Here is a 14,763-nt window from a genome sequence, read left to right as displayed (position 1 = left end):
TGACCACACGCACCTGGAACACGCACCTGGCCCTGCGCATGCAGGACTTCTTCACCGCGCGCCGCGCCGGCCCATGCTCCCCCACCGGCATGGCCAAGGCGGCGGCGGTGATCTGACCGCCAGGCAGGGCCGCATCGCGTACTGCCGAGCGCGATGCGGCCGACCTGGGGAAGCGGATGATCTGGTATGCGGTTTTTTTCTGGTATCAAAAAAGACTTGCGCCTTGGATCGCCGGAACGGAGCATCATGGCGTCGTCGCAATGAGCGTGTGGTGGTACGGGGGATCGAATGGTTGCCAGCGACAGCTTCGCCGAATTACTGCGCGAGCAGCTTGCGCCGCTCGGCCATGTCGCTCTCCGCCGCATGTTCGGCAAGACCGGCGTATTCTGTGATGGCGTCATGCTCGGAATGGTGCGCGACAACACGCTCCATTTCCGCGTCGACGACGACAACCGGGCCGTCTTCAAAGAAGCCGAAGCCTTTCCGCCTCTCAATTACGAAAAAGCGCGGCGAGACCATCGATCTGGCCTTCTGGCGTGCGCCGGAACGATTGTTCGACGACCCCGACGAGCTTCTGACCTGGGCCCGTGCGGCCCAAGAGTACACTCACACCTTCATTAATGCTTTTTTGCATCGGAAACTTGATGACTGATAGTAGACAATAATTATTGGAGCGGGAAATGCGGTACGGTCTTACAGCAATGGTCCTCTCGGCAGCCGAGTTTGTTCCGATAACAAAATCCGAATATGAAAAAATAGGTCTGGCAAAGCGTTTGTTGATTGAGACGCTATATATCGAACAAAAATTTGACCTGATTGTTGGTGACCTTCTGGACTTTGAAACAGACATATTGGCCTTAGCAGCCAAGAACATGTTGACGGGCCTCACTGAATCTAGGTCTCTCTTTATTGAGAAAAACAGTATATCGCGCCGTGTTGTGAATTTACTGTCTGCATGCCGCCTATATACCGACCATGTCAAACACCATTTGAGTGAGATATCGCGCCTAGCTGAACTTAATGAAGATGTGGGGCGTTATTTCAGGGATGAATATGACAGATCATTCGCCTATCGCTTTATGGAGGCCCTTCGAAATCATGTTCAGCATCGGGGCTTCCCTTTCCATAGCCTAATTTACAGCAGTGGTTGGAGTTCCTTAGATGACAATGGGAAGCTTATTTTCTCTATAGGCTTGTCTATAGATAGCACAGTCCTGAAAGAAGATGGGAAATTCAAGGCGTCGGTTTTGGCGGAACTGGAAGCATTAGAGGAAGAGATCGATCTTCAAGAAATGATCCGCCGTTATATTGAAAGTCTTGGCAATATCCATGTACGCATTCGCCAGCTTCTTGCTAAGAAGATTGAGGAGCATGAAATGATTATCCTCAAGGCGATCGATGCATTTGCTCAAACGCCGGAGGGGAAAGATTCGATTATTGGCCTTGCTGCTGTGATCGAAGGAGAAGATGAGATTGTGTTGGAAGAAATTCCTCTTCACAGAGAATTCATCGATCTTCGTAAATTCTATGAGCGGCGAAACCGCAGTCTCGTGAATCTATCAAAGCGTGTTGCGTCTAACGAAGTACGAGAGAAGAAACAAAAGCGTCGTCAGCACCACACGGTACGATAATTAAACAAAACAGTTGCGATCAGATTGCGCCATTGGTTCAGATTCGTTTCGCGCGGAGATGCATTGATTCGACGCCATATAGATGGCAAAGGGCGGCAAAAGGGTGGACGAGGTCAAGAAGTGGAAGAGGCATTAGCCAGAAAATAAGAAAAATTGGCGTCCCCGGAGAGATTCGAACTCCCGACCCGCTGCTTAGGACGCAGCCGCTCTATCCAGCTGAGCTACGGGGACGCAAGGCTTGGAATGCCGGCAACCTAGCCGCGCCGCCGCCATCCTTCAACCGTCCCCGGCTTCAACCATTCCCGCCCCGGCCCCGTGCGCCCGGTATCCGGAAAATAACCCCAGCTATCCGAATGGTAACGCTGCCGGCCCGGGCCGGCCCTGCCAGACTGGCCCCGGTTTTAAGACTGGCTCTGGTTTCCAGGTTGGCGGATTTCAGGCAGGCGGAGAGGGGCATATGGCGGCGGAACCGGCGGGGCAGGTCAACGGCGATGGCCATGACGCATATTTGCGCGCCCATCTGCGGGCCCGTCTGCGCGATGGCGCCAGCTTCCTGAGTGCTGTGGAATATTCGCCGATCATGACGGCGCTCGATGCGCCATTGCATGGCGAGGCCGAGCGCGAAAACTGGGGCATCGCCATCGAAAACCTGTATTACGCGCTGCTCTGCCTGATGAGCGTGGAGGCCAGCCTGTTCGCCGGCCGCCCGGTGGCGCTGGCCGAGATCCTGCAGGCCAGCGACCGTCATCATTGCGGCGCGCTGTTCCGCGACCTGCTGGCCGATTTCACCAGCCAGGCCGACTGCCGCCTGGCGCGGCTCAGCCCCGGCGGCCGCATCACCCTGCTGTCGCTGCTGCTGCAGGCGCTGCGCGTGGTCTACGGCACGCTGCTTGAACACGAGCCGGCGCTGGATACGGATGTGCTGGCCGAGTTGCAGGCCACGCTGGACGGCCTCACCCGCCGGCTCGGCTGTCACATGACCGGCGAACGCTGACTCCTCAGCGTTTTTTCGGCGGCGTCTGCTGCTGCTGTTTCAGCGCCATGAGCGCGGCGAACGGGCTGTCGGCCATCTTCGCCTCGTCCTCGCGGCGCTTTTCATGCTCGCGCTTGCGCTTGGCGACGATGGCCTTGTGCGAGCGCAGATACAGCGTCACATCGGCCTTGGTTTCGGGATCGCGCGCGGTGATCGGCTTGTAGCCCAGCGCCCAGAGCAGGCGATGCAGCTCGTCCTGGCCGCAGCCGGCCAGGTTCATCCAGGCGGTGTCGGGCAGGAAGCTGCCGGGCGGGCCCAAACGATCAGAATGGGGGCGTTTTTTCCTCGGCACCTCGGTCGCAGGGGCGGCCGCTTGTTCAGCATGAATCTCCGGTGTCGGCACCTCGGCCGGCGCTTCCACCGGCTGTTCGATCTGCTCGCCCACCGGCTCAACCTGCTGCTGCTCCGGCGGCACGATATCGGCCGCGTCCACCGGCGGCGTTGCATCGTCTGGCTTCGGCGCATCCTTCTGTACCGGCTGCCGCGATTCCTGTTCGGCCTTGCGCGCGCCCTCGGCGATGCGCTGCACGACATCCAGGCGGAAGGCATGGCGGCCGGCGCGCAGGAAACCGGCGGCCATCCACCAGGCATCCTCGCGCCATTCCAGGATGGGCAGCGAGGTCAGGCCCGGCGTCGGCGGCGCCTCGGGTTCATGCCCCTGCGCCACCGCCCATAACAGCGTCTTGAGTTGCGTCGGTTTGGGCTTGAGCAGTTTCGGCACCAGGATATGCGTCTCGCCAAAGCTCACGCCCATCTTGCGCAGAGGATGCCGCTCGGCCTGGCCCATATGGCGTACCAGATCGGCCACGTCGTCGCGGCGCAGCGCGCCCAGATTCTCTGCCAGCTGGAAGGCCAGGCCGCGCGCAGCCCCCTTCAGCTCGGCATCCCTCAAACGATAGAGGTCGCTTAAGTGCTGGCGCAGATGGCGCTTCAGCCAGCTGCCGAGTTTCTCTTCCACCGCCTTGCGCGTCTCCGCCGGCAACTGGTCGTCGGCCAGCAATTGCAGCTTGGGCTCCAGCACCTCCGTGCCTTTCACCAGCACGGCCAGCGGCACGCTTTCCTTTTCCGCCGTGATCAGCAGCAGGCCACCCTCGGGCGACAGCGCGAAATTCTCGTCCGGCAGCGTCAGCAACGCCTCGGCATGGGACTGCAGCGCCGGGCCCAGCACGCGCAGGGCGGCGGAGCGCAGGATGCGGCGCTGCTCAACGGTTTCATGGCCCACGGCGCGGAAACGCAGGCCACGCACATGGCCGATGATCTCGCCTTCCACGGTCAGGGCATCGTCTTCGCCCAGCTGCACATTCAGGCTGGCCGGATCTTCCGCCAGACCGCGGCTCAAAACGCTGGTGCGGCGATCGACGAAACGCTCGGTCAGCTTTTCATGCAGGGCATCGGACAGGCGATCCTCGATCGCCCGCGTCCTGGCCTGCCAGCCCTGCGCATCCTCCAGCCAGCCCGCTCTATGTGCCACCGTCGTCCAGGTGCGGATATGCGCCAGGCGCTGCGACAGGGTGTCGATGTCGCCATCGGTGCGGTCGATGTTGCGCAGCTGCCCGGCCACCCAGTCCTGCGGCAGGCGGCCGTCGCGGTCGACCAGATGCACATAGATCTGGCTTAAGAGTCGCGCATGGCTGTCATGCAGGTCTTTCGCGAAATCGGGAATGGCGCAGACCTGCCACAGCAGGTCCACGCGATCCCGGCGCGTGGCGCGCTCGGTGACGGCGGCATCGGTGCGCAAAGCCTGCAGGCTTAATAAATCATCGGCATCGCGGCCGCGGGTCAGTCCCTCGCGCGGCGGCGCCACTTCCAGGCTGGCGACCAGGGCGGCGATGCTGGAATAATCCAGGTTCGGGTTGCGCCAGCGCGCCGCCGTCACCGGATCGAAACGATGGTTTTCGATCCGCTCGATCAGCTCGGGTTCCAGCGGTGGGCAGTCGCCTGTGGTGCCGAAGGTGCCGTTGCGCAGATGGCGGCCGGCGCGGCCAGCGATCTGGCCGGCTTCGGAAGGATAAAGCGGCCGCATGCCCACGCCGTCGAATTTCGACAGCGCGGCAAAGGCCATGTGCTCGATATCGAGGTTCAGGCCCATGCCGATGGCGTCGGTCGCCACCATCACATCCACGTCGCGGTTCTGGAACAGCTCGACCTGGGCGTTGCGCGCCCGCGGGCTGAGCGCGCCCAGCACCACCGCCGCGCCGCCGCGCTGGCGCCGGATCGCTTCGGCGATGGCATAGACGTCGTTGGCTGAAAACGCCACCACGGCCGAGCGCTTGGGCAGTCGCGAGAGCTTCTTCTGGCCGGCGTAAGAAAGCTGCGACAGGCGCGGCCGGGCGATGAATTCGGCATTGGGCACCAGGCGGCGCACCAGCGCGCGCATGGTATCCGAGCCAAGGAACATCGTTTCGTCCGCGCCCCGCGCATGCAGCAGGCGGTCGGTGAAGACATGGCCACGCTCGGCATCGGCGCAGAGCTGGATCTCGTCCACGGCCAGGAAGTCATATTGCCGGTCCAGCGGCATCGCCTCCACGGTGCAGACGAACCACTGCGCGCCCTTCGGCACGATCTTTTCCTCGCCGGTCACCAGCGCGATGCTGCGCTCGCCCTTGATCTTCACCGCGCGGTCATAGACCTCGCGCGCCAGCAGGCGCAGCGGCAGGCCGATGATGCCGCTGCGATGGCTCAACAGCCGCTCGACGGCCAGATGGGTCTTGCCGGTGTTGGTCGGACCCAGCACGCAGAGGATGCGGCCTTTTTCGGCGGTCTTGAGATCTGTCACGGTGTCAACTCGTCTTGCTCTGAATCGTTTTTGTAATGCGCGCCGAGGTGCACAGCACATCGCCCACAGATGCCGTCACTTCGCAGAAGGCCGTGCTGCGCCCGCGCTTCAGCAGCCTGCCGGCCATGGTCACGCGCTCGCCCGCCTGCACCGAGCGGATGTGCTGCACATGGATGTCCACCGTCATGGCATGCTCATCCTCGCGCAGATCGCCCAGCATCGCCAGCAAAGCCGGCGGCTCCAGCAGGCCGTTCAGCACGCCGCCATGCACATACTGCCCGTAGATCAGCATGTCGCCGGCCGCCGTGAAGCCCACTTCCGAGCGGCCCGGCGCGACAAGCTGCAGCTCCAGTCCGGCCCAGCGGTGGAAGGCGGTCTGGCCGATCAGGTTTTCGGCAAAGGGCCTGACCCAGGCGGCGAGCGCGGGGTCGAAGCGGGCGGACATGGACGGAGGCTCCGGTTTTGCCCGCCAGTATAGGACCGGGTGTGCAGGCGGCTCAACCCGCCGGGGGCGGCCGGGTCAGCCTTCGGCGGGTTCCGGCGGCATCAGATGAACGCCTTCGGCCCGTAGCGACACCATGGCGGCAATACCGGGCGCCAGGCCGTTGCGTGCAGCCACATGGCTGGACAGGCTGAATTGCAGGCGGTCGCCATTGTGATCGGCGGCGAAAACGATGCTGACTGTATCGCCCATGGGCACCAGTTCGGCGATCCGCCCGGGCACCGGATTTTCCCGTTCGCCCTGGCTCGGCCGGTCGCGCCGGTGCAGCACGATCTGCGATGCGCGAATGCACCAGGCGCTGGCGCTGCCAACCGCGAAATCCGGCTGCGCCGCCGCCTCCAGCGGCAGGCCGCTCCAGTCGATCACCGTGCGTGTCGTATCCTGCGCCAACACCCGGGCCGTGAAGATGTTGCGGATATCGATCAGCCTGGCCACGGTGGCACTGGCGGGGCGGGCCAGCACGTCGCCAAGTTTGCCCGTCTGCAGGGTCTGCCCGCGATGCAGCACCGCCAGCCGGTCGGCCAGGATCGCCGCCTCGCCCAGATCATGGGTCACCAGGATCGTGGGCATTGCCAGGTCGCGGCGCAGAGCAGCCACCTCGCGATACAGCTTGTCGCGCGTGGCGCGGTCAACGGAGGAGAACGGCTCGTCCAGCAGCAGGGCGGCGGGGTCGCGGGCAAGCGCGCGGGCCATCGCCACGCGCTGCTGCTGCCCGCCAGACAATTGCGCCGGGCGGCGATGACCCAAACCGCCGAGATGCACGCGCGCCAGCAGGTCGTCGGCGCGCGCCGCGCGTTCTGCCGCCGGCCGGTGCTCCAGCGCGGCCATCACGTTCTGCCGCGCGCTCAGATGCGGAAACAGCGCGAAATGCTGGAACAGATAGCCGATGCGTCTTTGCTGCGGCGTCACATTGATGTTGCGCGCCGTGTCCAGCCAGATGGTCTTGCCGCAGGCGACATGTCCCTGTTGTGGCTGCAGCAGCCCGGCGATGGCACGCAGGATCGTGGTCTTGCCGCTGCCCGAAGGGCCCAGCAGCGCCATCACCTCGCCGGGCGGACAATCCAGCCGCACGTCCAGCGGCACGGGCGCGGCCTGCCGCAATTCAACATGCAGTCCTTCAGCCATGGCGCTTGCCGATGCGTTTCGACAGCGCGGTGGTGGCGGCGATGGCGGCCAGCGAAAAAACCAGCAGGGTAGCCGACATCAGGCCGGCGGCCGTGTCGTCGAATGCCTGCACGCGGTCGTAGATGGCGATGGCGATCGTGCGCGTCTCGCCGGGGATGCTGCCGCCCACCATCAGCACCACGCCGAATTCCCCCAGCGTATGGGCGAAGGTCAGCACGGCGGCCGTCAGCAGGCCGGGCCAGGCCAGCGGCAGTTCGATCAGCCGGAAGCCGCGCCAGGGCGACAGGCCGCAGCAGGCCGCGGCCTCGCGCAGGTCGCGCGGGATGCCGGCGAAGGCCTGCTGAATCGGCTGGATGGCGAATGGCAGGTTGGCGATCAGCGAGGCGAAAACCAGGCCCTCGAAGGAAAAGGCCAGTGGCCCGCCAAAGAGGCCCTGCCAAATCCGGCCCAGCGCGGAGCCGCCGCCGGTTGCTACCAGGATATAGAAGCCCAGCACGGTGGGTGGCAGCACCAGTGGCAGGGCCAGCATCGCCTCGATCAGGCTTTTGCCGCGGAACTCGCTATAGGCCAGCCAGCGGCCGATCCAGAGGGCGGCAGGCAGCAGCAGGGCCAGCGTCCACAGGCCAAGCAGCAGGGACAGGCGAAGGGCGGTCCAGTCCATACGCGGCAGTCTGGGCTTGCTTGCTGCTTTTGCCTAGTCCCGGTGCATCAGCTCTGTTCGCCCGGCAGTACGAAGCCGTAGCGCACCAGGATTCTGCGCCCGGCCGTGCTTTGCAGGTAATCGTAAAACCGCTGCGCGGTATCGTCCGCATTTTTCAGCAGTACCATGCGCTGTCGCAGAGGCTGGTGCCATTCGGCGGGAATCAGGGCATGGCGGCCGCGCTGCTCCATCTGCGGCGACAGCACCAGCGAATAGGCCACGATGCCGCCCTGCGCGCCGCCGCTGACCGCGAATTGCGCCGCCTGCGACACGTTTTCGCCCAGCACCAGCTTGTCATGTATGGCATCCCACAGGCCGAGATGGCGCAAGGTTTCCTCGGCGCGGCGGCCGTAAGGTGCGTGCTCGGGATTGGCGATGGCGAACCGCGTCACCCGGCCGGCCTGCAAAGCGGCCTTCAGGTCGGCCAGGCTGCCATCGGGCTGCAGCGGCGAACCCGGCGGCACGATCAGGGCCAGGCGGCCGATGGCATACAGCACGCCGCGATCTTTGGTCAGTCCGGCATCGGCCAGCCTGAACACGAAATCCTCGTCGGCCGAAAGGAATATCTGGAACGGCGCGCCCTGCTGGATCTGGCGGAAGAAGTTGCCCGACGAGCCGAGCGAGAGTTTCACCTGCCGGCCGCTTTGTCCCGTGAAATCCTTTGCCGCGTCCTCCAGCGCGAAAGCCAGATCTGCTGCGGCCGCGACAATGGGGATATCGCTGGTTGGCGCTTGCGCCCGCGCTTGCGAGGCGGAGCAAAGGCCGATGGCAAGCAGGGCTGCAAACACAAAGGCATGGAAGCGCATGGCGGTCTCCGTTATGTCCACGCAACCATAACGGCCGTTATATCCGGCTGGCAATAGCGATGCCGGCCAAGCCGTCAATCCTGAAAAGTCATGGCCGGACTTGTTCCGGCCATCCACGTCTTTTTTGTTTTCAAGAAAAACTCATGGATGCTCGGGTCAAGCCCGAGCATGACGGTTTATGGGTGAAAAATTACTGTCCTCCCCGGCGATGCCAAGGCATGACGAAGATCAATGAAACTGTCTTATTTCTGCCGCTGCTTCCGCAACGCCGCCACATCCTTGGCGATGACTGTCTCGGTGGCGGCCGCCATGCGGCGATAGCGTATCAATACGTCCTGCCCCAAGGGCGTGAGCTGCGCGCCGCCACCGGCCTTGCCGCCGGTGGCGGCCGTTACCAGCGGCTTGGCGAAATAGCCGTTCAGTGTCTCCACCAGCATCCAGGCGCGCTTGTAGCTCATGCCCAGCCGCCGCCCGGCCGCCGCGATCGAGCCGGTCTCGGCGATGCCTTCCAGCAGATCGGCCTTGCCCGGCCCGAGGAACACATCCGGCGCCAGCACCACGCGCAGGCGGGCGGCGGGTTTCTGGGTTGCGGCTTTGGCTGGGGTCTTTTTCTTCACGTTCTTGACCATGGGCGGACTACAGCATGGCTGGTCCGTTCAGGCCAGAGGCCCGGCCGGCTCCGCCGGGCGGCGGCAGAGTGGATATCGGACTACAGCAGTATTTCCATGGCATAATTGTGGATGGCGACGCCGGCGATTTCGAAATCGCGCCGCGCCAGCTCGCTCCAGCCGCGGTTCAGGTAGAAGCGTCGCGCCGCCTCGCTTGCCTCCACATGCAGCCGCACCATCCCGCGTGCCTGGGCGCGTGCCTGCAATGCATCGGTCAGGGCTGCGGCGACGCCACGCCCGGCCGCCTCCGGCGCACCGTAAAGAAAATTCACATGGCCGTCGGGCTCCAGATCGGTGAAGCCCAGCAGCGTGCCGTCGGCCGCCTCGGCAACGAAGGTTTCGCGGCCATCGCCGTTGAGCATGCGGATGCGGGCGGCATCGGGCGCCAGCGAGGTCCAGGCCGCCACCTGTGCCGGCGTGTAGTCGCGCGGCCCCGTTAGCCGCACGGCACGCAGATAAATCTGTGCGAGGGGCTCGGCGTCAGCGTCGGTATAACTGCGGATATGAAAGGCGGCGGGCATGGGGCCGCGGTTATAGCCGCTGTGGGGCCCCGACAAAATCATGAGGGGCGGCCTCGAATGGCCTTTTCCCGGCAGCCATTTGTTGCTATATTGTTCTAGTATTGATTGCGATGGGCCGTCTGCGTGGCGGAATATGACCCGCTTATGCTTTTTCAATGGTTTAACACATCAAAACCATCGCAAAACGATGGAAACCGACATGGAAACGGTGCGACGGCGGTGGCTTTCGCCTGCATGGGCCCGCCAAAACGCGGGGGACGCACAATCTGGCGCTGTGAATTGCCGGGACGTCAAATTGACAGGGGTTAAAACCCGGCCATACTGGGTTTTGCACCGCAGCAACGGAGATTTCCGTACAGCACGCCTGCGGAGAGTGGGATGCGAGAGATGACCGAGAAGACCGCGCCGGCAAACTTCCCTGAAGCCTGGGCGAAAATGGCCCAGAAGGAACTGGGCGACAAGCCGCTCTCCGAGCTGCTGTGGCAGACGCCCGAGGGCATCACGGTCAAGCCGCTCTACACCGCCGCCGACCTCGAGGGTCTGGAGACACTCAATTCCCTGCCGGGCTTCGATCCCTTCACGCGCGGCGTGCGCGGCACCATGTATGCCAACCGGCCCTGGACCATCCGGCAATATGCCGGTTTCTCCACCGCCGAGGAATCCAACGCCTTCTATCGCAAGAATCTCGCCGCCGGCCAGCAGGGCGTGAGCGTCGCCTTCGATCTCGCCACCCATCGCGGCTACGATTCCGATCACCCGCGCGTGGTGGGCGATGTCGGCAAGGCCGGCGTGGCGATCGATTCCATCGAGGACATGAAGATCCTGTTCGACGGCATCCCGCTCGACAAGATGAGCGTGTCGATGACCATGAACGGCGCCGTGCTGCCCGTGCTGGCCTGCTACATCGTCGCCGCCGAGGAGCAGGGCGTGAAGCCGGACCAGCTTTCAGGAACCATCCAGAACGACATCCTGAAAGAATTCATGGTGCGCAACACCTATATCTATCCGCCCGCGCCCAGCATGCGCATCATCTCGGATATCATCGGCTATACCGCGCAGCATATGCCGAAGTTCAATTCCATCTCGATCTCCGGCTACCACATGCAGGAAGCCGGCGCGACCGCCGTGCAGGAGCTGGCCTTCACCCTGGCCGACGGCCTGGAATACGTGCGCACGGCGATCAACTCGGGCCTCGATGTTGATGCCTTCGCCGGTCGTCTGAGCTTCTTCTTCGCCATCGGCATGAACTTCTTCATGGAAATCGCCAAGCTGCGCGCCGCCCGTTTCCTGTGGGCGCGCATCATGAAGCAGTTCAACCCGAAGAAGGCCGGGTCGCTGATGCTGCGCACCCATTGCCAGACCTCTGGCGTCTCGCTCACCGAACAGGACCCCTATAACAACGTGGTGCGCACCGCGATCGAGGCGATGGCCGCAGTCCTCGGCGGCACGCAGTCGCTGCATACCAACGCGCTGGACGAAGCCATCGCGCTGCCCACCGAATTCTCGGCCCGCATCGCGCGCAACACCCAGCTCATCATCCAGGAAGAAAGCTACGTCACCAAGGTGGTCGATCCGCTTGGCGGTTCGTATTACGTCGAGGCGCTGACGCATGCGCTGGTGACCCACGCCTGGGCATTGATCCAGGAAGTCGAGGCCATGGGCGGCATGACCAAGGCGGTCGAATCCGGCATGCCCAAGCTGAAGATCGAGGAAGCCGCCGCCCGCCGCCAGGCCCGCGTGGATCGCGGCGAGGATGTGATCGTCGGCGTCAACAAATACCGCGCCGCCAGCCAGGACGTGCCGGACCTGCTCGAGGTCGACAATACCCGCGTGCGCGAGCAGCAGGTCGCCCGGCTGAAGACCATCCGCAACACCCGCGACAAGGCGAAAGCCGAAGCGGCCATCAAGGCGCTTGAAGCCGGCGCCGCCGGCAAGGCCAACCTGCTTGAGCTGTGTGTGCAGGCGGCCCGCGCCCGCGTCACGGTGGGCGAGATGTCGGATGCCATGGAGCGCGTCTTCACCCGTCATCAGGCCACCATCCGTTCGATCTCCGGCGTCTACGGCGCGGCCTATGCCAATGACGAGGGCTTCATGCAGATCCAGAAGGACATCGAGGCGTTCGCCGCCGAGGAAGGCCGCCGCCCGCGCATGCTGGTGGTCAAGCTGGGCCAGGACGGCCATGATCGCGGCGCCAAGGTGATCGCCACAGCTTTCGCCGATCTGGGCTTTGACGTCGATGTGGGTCCGCTGTTCCAGACGCCGGAAGAAGCCGCCAAGGACGCCATCGAGAACGACGTGCATGTGATCGGCGTGTCCAGCCAGGCCGCCGGCCACAAGACTCTTGTTCCTCAACTGATCAAGGCCCTGCACGACCAGGGCGCCGGCGACATCCTCGTCATCACCGGCGGCGTGATCCCGCCGCAGGATTACGATTTCCTGCGTGCCGCCGGCGTCGCCGGCATCTACGGCCCGGGCACCAACATCCCGCAGGCCGCCAGCGAAATCGTCAAGCTGATCCGTCAGCAGCGCCGGACCGCTGCCGCCGAATAAGACTCACGCCACGCGCCGCAACGTCGGCGCCTGTGTCGGCGCCTGTGTCGGGGCCTGTGTCGGGGCCCGGGTGCGGAAGAAGCCGACCAGCTCGGCCAGGTCACGGGCCTGACCGGCCAGGGCCTGGGCCGAGGCCGAGGTCTGCTCCACCAGTGCGCCGTTGCGCTGGGTCATCTCGTCCATCTGGCTCACGGCGGCATTGATCTGCTCCAGGCCGGTGGCCTGTTCCTTCGAGGCGCCGGCGATCTCGGCCACGATATCCGAGACGCGGGCGATGCCGTCGACGATGCCGGCCAGCTGTTCGCCGGTGCGCTGCACCAGCGCCGCGCCGGTCTTCACCTGGGCATTCGATTCCACGATCAGCGCCTTGATGTCCTTGCTGGCATTGGCGCTGCGCTGCGCCAGCGCGCGCACTTCCTGCGCCACCACGGCAAAACCCTTGCCGGCTTCGCCCGCCCGCGCCGCTTCCACGCTGGCGTTCAGGGCCAGCAGGTTGGTCTGGAAGGCGATCTCGTCGATCAGGCCGATGATGTCGGAAATCTTCTGCGCGCTGTGTTCGATGCGCTGCACGGCGGCCACGGCGTCATGCACCACCTGCCCGCCCTGTTCGGCGCTGCTGCGTGCCTGCATGGCTAGGGCATTGGCGGCCTGCGCATTGTCGGCATTCTGCCGCACGGTGGTGGTCACCTGCTGCATCGAGGCGGCGGTCTGCTCCAGGCTTGCGGCCTGGCTTTCAGTGCGTGCCGCCAGGTCGCTGCTGCCGGCCGAAATCTCGCCGGCGGCATCGCGCACGGTGGCGGCATTGGCGGCCAGCCGGCCGGCCAGATCGGTCAACCGCGCCGCCATGCCGTTGGCGCCGGTCTTCAATTCGCCGAACACGCCGTGGTATTCGCCGGTGATCAGTTTCGTCAGGTCACCATTGCTCATCGCCGTCATGCTGGCGGCCAGCTCGTCGGTGATGCCATGCAGCGATGCGACAAGCTGGTTGAGCCGCTGGCCCAATGTCAGCAGGAAGCCGTCCTTGCCGGCCTCGTTGAGCCGGCCGCTCAGATCGCCCTCCGCCACGCGTTCGCACAAGGCGGCGATCTCGGCCGCCGCCGCCGCTTCGCGGGTTTCGCGCTCATGGCGCCGCTGTTCGGACGCACGGCGCTGGTCTTCCGCGGTCTGCTCCAGCGCGACCTTCTCTTCGGCATTCTTCTTGAACACCTGCACGGCCTTGGCCATGGCGCCCAGTTCGTCGCGCCGCTCCTGTGCCGGCACCTCGCAGGCCAGATCGCCCCCCGCCAGCCGGTGCATCGCGTTCGTCAACCGAGCCAGTGGTCCGGTGATGGCGCGCACGAACAGCGTGCCGATCACCGCCGTCAACAGCAGCAGGGCGGCAATCGCGGCACCGGCCAGCATCGTCTGGCGTGCGGCTTCGCCGCGCAGCATATCGGCCAGCGCCAGCAGTTCGGCACTCATGGCCTCCTCTACCGATTTCATGTGGTCGATGTAACGGGTCATCGCGGCGAACCAGGCCGGCGCGGCGACGTCGCCCGTGTTGCCGGCATAAACGCTTTCGTAGGCGATGCGGCGGAAATTGCTCACGCCGGCCTGCTCGGCCTGTTGCGGCAGACGCTGCAGCAAGGCAGCCGGCGTCGGCGCGGCGATCCGGGCCGCTTCATCCAGCATCTGGGTCTGCAGGGCTGACAAGGCGACCACACGACGATAGACGGCGGGTTCGAACTTGCCGGCGGCGAAGGCGCCGGCGGCCTGGCCGCGTTCCTGTCCGGCCAGTTCCTTGCCCTGCAGCAGGGAATAATAGGCCTGGGTGGCGCGGCTGATGTCGGCATTGTCGCTGGCATGGATCGCCTGACGGATCACATCCAGCTGGGCCAGGATGGCGTTCGTGTAGAAGGCGAAGGATTGCGGTGCGGGCAGGCTCAGCGCATCGATGCCGCGACGCGTGGCATCCAGTTGCGCCAAAGCCTGCTGGCTTTGCCGTGCCGCCGTGGCCACGTCGCCGGCCGCCTGCTGCCGCAGGGTTGCATCCAGCCTGCCGCGCGCCGCGTCGGTCCGGCCGCGCTGGGCCTGCAACTCGGCGCCGAACTGCTTGCCGCCGCTGCCCAGGAACAGGGCCGAGCCGCCCCGCTCCTTCTGCAGTTCGTCCACAAAGGCGCTGGCCGCCACGGCATAGCCGGCCAGGGCCTGCACGGCCTCGGCCTGTTGCAGCTTGTCCATCCGCTCCTGGATCACCAGGGCGGCAAAACCGAGCAAGGCCAGGCTCGGGATCAGGAGGGCAAAAACGATCCGGCTTCTTATCGACCGCAGCATGAGAAGGCTCCGTCAGAATTACAGGCGCGCAATCTAGAGCGGTGCCCGCCTTGCCGGTCGATCTGGATCAATCTCCGCTCCACTTTGGGGGTCAGGAAATTGACCCCTGTCAAGAATGCGCGGCTTTGTCGCAGCTTG

General features: G+C 64.5%; 12 protein-coding genes and 1 tRNA gene. 4 read left to right on the top strand and 9 right to left on the bottom strand.

The window, feature by feature from the left end; translation table 11 throughout:
• The first annotated feature begins 288 nt into the window (after positions 1-288).
• Complete coding sequence (locus ACE3OO_RS08100) at positions 289-621, top strand: TfoX/Sxy family protein (protein WP_374301603.1); 333 nt, start codon at positions 289-291, stop codon at positions 619-621.
• A gap of 59 nt (positions 622-680) precedes the next feature.
• Positions 681-1,631 (top strand): hypothetical protein, encoded by a 951-nt coding sequence (locus ACE3OO_RS08095; RefSeq protein WP_374301601.1) that lies wholly within the window; start codon positions 681-683, stop codon positions 1,629-1,631.
• Between the two features lie 154 nt (positions 1,632-1,785).
• On the opposite strand, the gene ACE3OO_RS08090 is transcribed toward ACE3OO_RS08095, so the two are convergent.
• A tRNA-Arg gene (locus tag ACE3OO_RS08090) sits at positions 1,786-1,862 on the bottom strand.
• Positions 1,863-2,088: 226 nt separating this feature from the next.
• On the opposite strand from ACE3OO_RS08090, the gene ACE3OO_RS08085 reads away from it, so the two are divergent.
• Positions 2,089-2,625 carry a hypothetical protein gene (locus ACE3OO_RS08085; protein WP_374301599.1) on the top strand — a complete coding sequence of 179 codons (537 nt, stop codon included), beginning with the start codon at positions 2,089-2,091 and terminating at the stop codon, positions 2,623-2,625.
• 4 nt (positions 2,626-2,629) lie between these two features.
• Here the strand turns inward: ACE3OO_RS08085 and ACE3OO_RS08080 are convergent, their stop codons facing one another.
• From ACE3OO_RS08080 to ACE3OO_RS08050, 7 genes are all read right to left on the bottom strand, one after another.
• Positions 2,630-5,440, bottom strand: coding sequence for a helicase-related protein (locus ACE3OO_RS08080; protein WP_374301597.1), 2,811 nt, complete (start codon positions 5,438-5,440; stop codon positions 2,630-2,632).
• Positions 5,441-5,444: 4 nt separating this feature from the next.
• Complete coding sequence (locus ACE3OO_RS08075; protein ID WP_374301596.1) at positions 5,445-5,885, bottom strand: PaaI family thioesterase; 441 nt, start codon at positions 5,883-5,885, stop codon at positions 5,445-5,447.
• Between the two features lie 75 nt (positions 5,886-5,960).
• Positions 5,961-7,067: an ABC transporter ATP-binding protein gene (locus ACE3OO_RS08070; protein ID WP_374301594.1), complete on the bottom strand. Its 1,107-nt coding sequence runs from the start codon at positions 7,065-7,067 to the stop codon at positions 5,961-5,963.
• A complete protein-coding gene (gene modB, locus ACE3OO_RS08065; RefSeq protein WP_374301592.1) occupies positions 7,060-7,728 on the bottom strand; it encodes a molybdate ABC transporter permease subunit in 669 nt (222 codons plus the stop codon). Before modB ends, ACE3OO_RS08070 begins: the two co-directional genes overlap by 8 nt.
• Before the next feature lie 47 nt (positions 7,729-7,775).
• On the bottom strand, positions 7,776-8,573 hold the full coding sequence (gene modA, locus ACE3OO_RS08060) for a molybdate ABC transporter substrate-binding protein (RefSeq protein ID WP_374301591.1): 798 nt from the start codon (positions 8,571-8,573) through the stop codon (positions 7,776-7,778).
• A gap of 242 nt (positions 8,574-8,815) precedes the next feature.
• Positions 8,816-9,202: a winged helix-turn-helix domain-containing protein gene (locus ACE3OO_RS08055; protein ID WP_374301589.1), complete on the bottom strand. Its 387-nt coding sequence runs from the start codon at positions 9,200-9,202 to the stop codon at positions 8,816-8,818.
• A gap of 80 nt (positions 9,203-9,282) precedes the next feature.
• Positions 9,283-9,762, bottom strand: a complete 480-nt coding sequence (locus ACE3OO_RS08050; protein WP_374301587.1) for a GNAT family N-acetyltransferase — start codon at positions 9,760-9,762, stop codon at positions 9,283-9,285.
• Positions 9,763-10,149: 387 nt separating this feature from the next.
• On the opposite strand from ACE3OO_RS08050, the gene scpA reads away from it, so the two are divergent.
• Positions 10,150-12,312, top strand: coding sequence for a methylmalonyl-CoA mutase (gene scpA / locus ACE3OO_RS08045; RefSeq protein WP_374301585.1), 2,163 nt, complete (start codon positions 10,150-10,152; stop codon positions 12,310-12,312).
• Between the two features lie 3 nt (positions 12,313-12,315).
• Here scpA and ACE3OO_RS08040 read toward each other — a convergent pair whose 3' ends face one another.
• Positions 12,316-14,625, bottom strand: a complete 2,310-nt coding sequence (locus ACE3OO_RS08040) for a methyl-accepting chemotaxis protein (protein WP_374301583.1) — start codon at positions 14,623-14,625, stop codon at positions 12,316-12,318.
• Positions 14,626-14,763 lie beyond the last annotated feature (138 nt).

The organism is Ferrovibrio sp., from assembly GCF_041906005.1.
Classification (GTDB): Bacteria; Pseudomonadota; Alphaproteobacteria; order Ferrovibrionales; family Ferrovibrionaceae; genus Ferrovibrio.
This window is presented reverse-complemented; position numbering and strand designations above follow the sequence as displayed.

Excerpts from the sequence above, each read along its gene's own strand:
- ACE3OO_RS08040 (WP_374301583.1), bottom strand. The coding sequence starts at position 14,625 with ATGCTGCGGTCGATAAGAAGCCGGATCGTTTTTGCCCTCCTGATCCCG.
- ACE3OO_RS08075 (WP_374301596.1), bottom strand. The coding sequence starts at position 5,885 with ATGTCCGCCCGCTTCGACCCCGCGCTCGCCGCCTGGGTCAGGCCCTTT.
- scpA (WP_374301585.1), top strand. The coding sequence starts at position 10,150 with ATGACCGAGAAGACCGCGCCGGCAAACTTCCCTGAAGCCTGGGCGAAA.
- ACE3OO_RS08095 (WP_374301601.1), top strand. The coding sequence starts at position 681 with ATGCGGTACGGTCTTACAGCAATGGTCCTCTCGGCAGCCGAGTTTGTT.
- ACE3OO_RS08050 (WP_374301587.1), bottom strand. The coding sequence starts at position 9,762 with ATGCCCGCCGCCTTTCATATCCGCAGTTATACCGACGCTGACGCCGAG.
- modB (WP_374301592.1), bottom strand. The coding sequence starts at position 7,728 with ATGGACTGGACCGCCCTTCGCCTGTCCCTGCTGCTTGGCCTGTGGACG.
- ACE3OO_RS08085 (WP_374301599.1), top strand. The coding sequence starts at position 2,089 with ATGGCGGCGGAACCGGCGGGGCAGGTCAACGGCGATGGCCATGACGCA.
- modA (WP_374301591.1), bottom strand. The coding sequence starts at position 8,573 with ATGCGCTTCCATGCCTTTGTGTTTGCAGCCCTGCTTGCCATCGGCCTT.
- ACE3OO_RS08100 (WP_374301603.1), top strand. The coding sequence starts at position 289 with ATGGTTGCCAGCGACAGCTTCGCCGAATTACTGCGCGAGCAGCTTGCG.
- ACE3OO_RS08055 (WP_374301589.1), bottom strand. The coding sequence starts at position 9,202 with ATGGTCAAGAACGTGAAGAAAAAGACCCCAGCCAAAGCCGCAACCCAG.
- ACE3OO_RS08070 (WP_374301594.1), bottom strand. The coding sequence starts at position 7,067 with ATGGCTGAAGGACTGCATGTTGAATTGCGGCAGGCCGCGCCCGTGCCG.